The 3,463-nt window shown below is 75.3% G+C and carries 1 protein-coding gene; it reads right to left on the reverse strand.

Translation table 11 applies throughout. The features are described 5' to 3' along the window. On the reverse strand, positions 1-3,463 hold a 3,463-nt coding region (locus VFZ20_RS05365), incomplete at both ends, for an amino acid adenylation domain-containing protein (protein WP_329682807.1).

Genomic DNA, 3,463 nt, shown 5'->3' on the forward strand with positions numbered 1-3,463 from the left:
GATCGCCAGGAGCGAGTGCCCGCCCAGCTCGAAGAAGTGGTCCCACCGCCCCACCCGCTCCAGGCCCAGCACCTCTCCCCAGATCTCCGCCAGCGCCGCCTCCACCTCCCCCAGCGGTGCCTCGTAGCCGGCCCGCGCGTACGCATCCCCCTCCGGCGCCGGGAGCGCCTTGCGGTCGAGCTTGCCGTTGGCGGTCAGCGGCAGCGCATCCAGCGGGACGAACGCCGCCGGCACCATGTACTCCGGCAGGCTCTGGCGCAGGCGGGCTCGCAGCGCGTCCGCCTCCGCTTCACCCACCACGTACGCCACCAGCCGCTTCTCCCCGGGCACGTCCTCCCGCGCCAGGACGACCGCCTCACGCACCTCCGGGTGCTCGGCCAGCCGCGCCTCGATCTCGCCCAGCTCGATGCGGAAGCCGCGGATCTTCACCTGCTCGTCCAGGCGGCCCAGGTACTCCAGCGTCCCGTCCGCCAGCCACCGCACCCGGTCGCCGGTGCGGTAGAGCCGGCCGGGGGCGAACGGGTCGTCCACGAAGCGCTCCGCGGTCAGCTCCGGGCGGTTCAGGTATCCGCGCGCCACCCCCGCGCCGCCCACGTACAGCTCGCCCGGCACCCCGACCGGCACCGGCCGCCGCGCCGGGTCCAGCACGTACAGCCGCAGGTCGGGGATCGCCCGCCCGATGGGGCTCCCCGACCCGCCGAACACGTCCGCCTCCGTCAGGGGGCGATAGGTGACGTGCACGGTGGTCTCGGTGATCCCGTACATGTTCACCAGCCGCGGCGCGTCGTCGCCGTTCCGGTCGAACCACGGGCGCAGCCCGGGCACGTCCAGCGCCTCGCCGCCAAAGACCACGTACCGCAGCCGGTGCGCGCCCCCGACGGAGACCTGGGCGTTCATGAACGCGTGGAAGGCGCTCGGCGTCTGGTTCAGCACCGTCACGCCCTGCTCGCACACCAGGCGGTAGAACGCCTCGGGGTTGCGCGCCGTCGCGCCGGGGACCACCACCAGCCGCCCGCCGTACAGCAGCGCGCCCCACATCTCCCACACGGAGAAGTCAAAGGCGACGGAGTGGAACAGCGTCCACACGTCCGTCTCCCCGAAGCCGAACCAGGCGTCCGTGGCCGAGAACAGCCGGGCCACGTTGCCGTGCGGCACCAGCACGCCCTTGGGCCGGCCCGTGCTGCCGGAGGTGTAGATGACGTACGCCACGTGGTCCGGCGTGAGCCCGGCGCGCTCCGGGTCGGCCGCCGGCGCGTGGGCCCACGCGGGGGCGGCCTCGTCCAGCACCAGCACCGGCGCGTCCGTGCCGGCCACCCGGTCCCGCAGCGCCCCCTCCGTGAGCACCGCCGCGGGGGCGCTGTCGGCCAGCATGTACGCCAGGCGCTCCGCGGGGTAGTCGGGATCCAGCGGCACGTACGCGCCGCCGGCCTTGAGCACCGCGAGCAGCCCCACCATCATCTCCAGGCCGCGCTCCACGCACAGCCCCACGCGCACGTCGGGGCCCACGCCCAGCCCGCGGAGGTGGTGCGCCAGCCGGTTGGCCCGCGCGTTCAGCTCCCCGTAGGTGAGCCGCGCGCCCTCGTGGACGAGGGCCACGGCGCCGGGCGTGCGCGCCGCCTGCCGCTCGAAGCGCTCGTGGATGCACGGGCCGTCCGGGAACGCCTCCGTGCGGTTCCACGCCTCCACCACCTGCGCGCGCTCGCCCCGGGGCATGAGCGCCAGCCGCGTCACGGGCCGGGTCTCGTCCGCCACCATCTGCTCCAGCACGCGCCGCAGGTACCCCACCCAGCGCTCCACCGTGGCGTGCTCGAAGAGCGAGGCGGCGTACTCCACCCCGGCCGTGATCTCCCCGTCGCGCTCGATGAAGCTGAGGGAAAGGTCGAACTTGGCCGTGGCCCGCGCGGTGGAACCGGGCGGGAACGGCGCCCCCCCGGAACGTTCGGCCTCGCCGGCCGCGTTCTGCCACGCGAACAGCACCTGGAACAGGGGGGTGTGCGACAGGCTGCGCTCGGGGTCCACCCGCTCCACCACCTGCTCGAAGGGGATGTCCTGGTGCTGCTGCGCCTCCAGGGTGCGCTCCTTCACGCGCGCCAGCAGCGCCGCCACCGTGGGCGCCCCGGAAAGGTCCATGCGCAGCGCGAGCGTGTTCACGAAGAAGCCGATGAGCCCCTCGATCTCGCGCCGGCCGCGGTTGGCCACGGGCGTGCCGATCACCAGGTCGTCCTGGCGCGAGAGCCGGCCCAGCACGACGGCCCACCCGGCCAGGACCACCATGTACGGCGTCGTCCCGTGGCGCCGCGCCAGCGCCCGGAGCCCCGCCGTGAGGGTGCCGTCCAGCTGCACGCCGAACTGCGCCCCCGCGGGGTCGAAGTGCGCGGGGCGCGGGTGGTCGGTGGGCAGCTCCAGCAGCGCCGGCGCCCCCGCCAGCGTCCGCGTCCAGTAGTCCGCCTGCGCCTGCAGGACCTCGCCCGCCACCCACCGGCGCTGCCACACGGCGTAGTCCGCGTACTGCACCTCCAGCGCGGGGAGCGGGTCCGGCGCCCCGCGGCGGAACGCCCCGTAGAGCGCGTCCAGCTCCCGGGTGAGCACGTCGCTGGACCAGCCGTCGCCGACGATGTGGTGCATCGTCACCAGCAGCAGGTGGTCGTCGGGGGCCCGCCGGACGAGGCGGCCGCGGATGAGGGGCCCGCGCTCCAGGTCGAACGGCGCGGCCGCCTCCTGGGCCAGCAGGCGGCGCAGCTCGGCGTCCGCGTCCGTCCGGCCGGCCAGGTCGTGCTCCACGAGGGCGAAGCCGGCGTCCGCCGGGGCAATGCGCTGCTCGGGAACGCCGTTCACCTCCGCGAAGGTGGTGCGCAGCGCCTCGTGCCGGGCGACGATGCGGTCCAGCGCGCGCACGAGCGCGTCGCGGTCCAGCGCGCCCGGCAGCCGGCGGCGCACGCGGACGTGGTACGTGCTCCCCAGGTCGCCCAGCTGCTCCAGGAACCACAGGCGCTGCTGCGCGAACGAGAGCGGGAGGGAGCCCTCGCGGGGCGCGCGCCCGATGGGCGGAAGCTCCGCCCGCCCGGCCATCGCCACGCCCCGCGCGAAGTCGCCCAGCACGGGCCGGGAAAAGACCTCGCCCAGGGCCATCTCCACGCCCAGCACCTGCCGCACGCGCGAGATGACGCGGACGGCCAGGAGCGAGTGCCCGCCCAGCTCGAAGAAGTGGTCCCAGCGCCCCACCCGCTCGATGCCCAGCACCTCGGCCCAGATCTCCGCCAGCGCCTCTTCCGTCTCGCCCACGGGCGCCTCGTAGCCGTGGCGCGCGAAGGCGTCGCCCTCCGGCGCGGGGAGCGCCTTGCGGTCCAGCTTGCCCGTGCGCCCCAGCGGCAGCTGCTCCAGCCGCACGTACGCCGACGGCACCATGTACCCCGGCAGCCGCTCGCCCAGGTGCGCCCGCAGCCCCTCCACGTCCGCCCCCTCG

Origin of the sequence: Longimicrobium sp. (genome assembly GCF_036280135.1) — a bacterium.
Taxonomy (GTDB): Bacteria; Gemmatimonadota; Gemmatimonadetes; order Longimicrobiales; family Longimicrobiaceae; genus Longimicrobium.